Here is a 2,854-nt window from a genome sequence, read left to right as displayed (position 1 = left end):
GGCGCCGGTGGCCGCACCGACCGCCAATCTGGCCGCGGCGACGCTGGCCGCACCGGCCGCAGTCGTGTCGCGGGCGTTCGCCGAGGCCGCCGAGCAGCTCACCCCGTACCTGCACTCATTCGGCATCGAGCTGGCCGGGGTTCCTCCGCTGCGACAGGCGATCGCCGAAAGATATTGCGCGCGTGGACTTCCGACAGAACCTGACGAGATCATGGTGACCACCGGGGCGTTGCACGCGATCGGCCTGATCCTGGCAACGTTCACCCAGCCCGACGACCGCGTGCTGGTCGAACAACCGACCTACCACGGCGCCCTGGCGACGATTGCCACCCGCGGCCTGCGGCCCGTCCCCGTCGCGATGGCGCCCGAGGGCTGGGAACTCGACGCCGTCGAGGCCGCGGTCCGGCAGGTCGCGCCGGCGATGGCCTACCTGATCCCCGACAACCACAATCCGACCGGGATGACGCTGCCGGCCGCGGAGCGCACCCGGCTGGCGCACATCATCAGCGAGACGCGCACCCGCACCATCGTCGACGAGACCATCACGGACATGTGGCTCGACGAACAGGTGCCCGGACCGTTCGCCGCGTCGATGACCACCCGCCGCGATCTGGTGCTCACGGTCGGCTCGATGTCGAAGTCGTTCTGGGGCGGCCTGCGGATCGGCTGGATTCGCGGCGACCGCGGCGCGCTGGCCACGATCGCCGCGCTGCGCCCGTCGCTCGACATGGGCACCCCGATCCTCGAACAACTGGCCGGGGCAAGGCTTCTGGCCGCCGAGGACGAGGTCCTGCCCGAACGCCGGGAGCTGCTGCGCGCACGCAGGGCGCTGCTGCTGGACCTGCTCGCCGAACATCTTCCGGACTGGCAGCCGGCACCGGGCACCGGCGGTCTGTCGTTGTGGGTGCGGCTGCCCGCGCCGATGAGCTCGGCGCTGTCGGCCGCCGCGTCCCGGCTGGGACTGGAGATTCCGCCCGGCCCACGCTTCGGCGTCGACGGCACCCTCGAACGCTTCATCCGGGTGCCTTACACATTGCCGGACGCCGAACTCGTCGGGGCGATCGAACTGCTGGCGCGGGCGTGGCGCTCGGTCACCGGGCTGGCGCCGGCGGAACCGACCTCGGTCGTGGTCTGACCGTCAGTCGGGGATCTCGACGCGTCGGACGACGCCGTCGAGCGCGTCCGCGGCCTCGATCTCCCCGCGGGTGATACCCAGGATGAACAGCACGGTGTCCAGGTAGGGGTGACTCAGCGACGCGTCGGCGACCTCGCGCAGCGCCGGCTTGGCGTTGAACGCCACCCCGAGCCCGGCGGCCGAGAGCATGTCGATGTCGTTGGCACCGTCCCCGACGGCCACCGTCTGCTCCATCGGGACCCCGGCCTGCTGGGCGAAGTCGCGCAGCGCCTTGGCCTTCCCGGGCCGGTCCACGACGTCGCCGACCACCCGTCCGGTGAGCTTGCCGTCGACGATCTCGAGTTCGTTCGCGGCGACGAAGTCCATCATGAGCTCATGGGCCAGCGGCTCGATGACCTGACGGAACCCGCCTGAGACGATGCCGCAGTAGTACCCGAGTCGCCGCAGTGTGCGGATCGTGGTGCGCGCACCCGGGGTGAGTTCGATCTGTTCGGCGACGTCGTCGAGCACCGAGGCCGGCAGTCCGGCCAGTGTGGCCACCCGGCGGTGCAGGGACTCGGCGAAGTCCAGTTCCCCGCGCATCGCCGCCTCGGTGACCTCGGCGACGGCCGCCTCGGCACCGGCGTGCGCGGCCAGCATCTCGATGACCTCGCCCTGGATCAGCGTGGAGTCGACGTCGAAGACGATCAACCGCTTGGCCCGCCGGGCCAGGCTGTAGTCCTCGACGGCGATGTCGACCTTCTCCTGAACCGCGACCCGGGCCAGCACCGCCTGCAGCTCGCGGTAGACCCCGGACGGTACCGACACCCGCAATTCCAGACCGGTCACCGGGTAGTCCGACACCCCGCGGATGAAGTCGATGTTCACCCCGAGGCCCGCGGCCTCCCTGGCGACCACCGCGAACGCCTCAGCGGTGATGGGCCGGCCCAGCACCACGATGGTGTGGGTGGACGGCTGCCGCATCACCGGCAGCCCGTCGCTGCTCTCGATGGTGACGTCGAGCCCGACGCCGTGGATCGCGGCTTCGACCTCGTCACGCAGCGTGGATCCCCCGGCGACCTCCGGGGTCGCCGCGACGAGCACGCCGAGAGTCAACCGGCCACGGATCACGACCTGTTCGACGTTGAGCAGGTCGACCCGGTGCCGGGACAGCACCTCGAACAGCGCTGACGTGACGCCGGGCTGATCCTTGCCGGTGACGGTGATCAGCAGCGACGACCGGTCACGTGAAGACCCGTCGGGCCACCTTTGCATTGCGCTCACACGGTGCCGCTCAGTGTCTCGGTCAGGTACGGACGTTCTCGTTGTCGATCCGCGTCACGTCGCCGTCCTCGGGTCCGTGGGCCCGACCCACATGGGCCTCGCGCCGCATGCGTTCGACCATGTGCGGGTAGTGCAGCTCGAAGGCCGGGCGCTCCGACCGGATACGCGGCAGCTCGGTGAAGTTGTGCCGCGGCGGCGGGCAGCTGGTCGCCCACTCCAGCGAGTTGCCGTAACCCCACGGGTCGTCGACGGTGACGACCTCGCCGTAACGCCAGCTCTTGAACACGTTCCACAGGAACGGCAGCGTCGAGGCGCCCAGGATGAACGCGCCGATCGTCGAGACGACGTTGAGCGTGGTGAAGCCGTCGCTGGCCAGGTAGTCGGCGTAGCGGCGCGGCATGCCCTCGTCGCCCAGCCAGTGCTGGACCAGGAAGGTCATGTGGAAGCCGATGAAGG

2 protein-coding genes and 1 pseudogene are annotated in these 2,854 nt (G+C 70.2%); 1 reads left to right on the top strand and 2 read right to left on the bottom strand.

Features of this window, described 5'->3' with window-relative positions; translation table 11 throughout:
• Window positions 1-1,135, top strand: a 1,135-nt coding sequence (locus MVA01S_RS29400) for an aminotransferase-like domain-containing protein (protein ID WP_060941818.1), incomplete at its 5' end; no start/stop codon positions are given.
• A 3-nt stretch (window positions 1,136-1,138) separates the two neighbouring features.
• On the opposite strand, the gene serB is transcribed toward MVA01S_RS29400, so the two are convergent.
• Together serB and MVA01S_RS29390 are read right to left on the bottom strand one after the other, a co-directional pair.
• Window positions 1,139-2,389, bottom strand: a complete 1,251-nt coding sequence (gene serB / locus MVA01S_RS29395; RefSeq protein WP_003928729.1) for a phosphoserine phosphatase SerB — start codon at window positions 2,387-2,389, stop codon at window positions 1,139-1,141.
• 31 nt (window positions 2,390-2,420) lie between these two features.
• A pseudogene (locus tag MVA01S_RS29390) lies at window positions 2,421-2,854 on the bottom strand (cytochrome ubiquinol oxidase subunit I); the annotation flags it as partial.

This window comes from Mycolicibacterium vaccae NBRC 14118 = CIP 105934, assembly GCF_001552715.1.
GTDB lineage: Bacteria > Actinomycetota > Actinomycetes > Mycobacteriales > Mycobacteriaceae > Mycobacterium > Mycobacterium vaccae.
The sequence above is the reverse complement of the archived record's forward strand: the minus strand, read 5'-3'. Positions and strand labels throughout refer to the sequence as shown.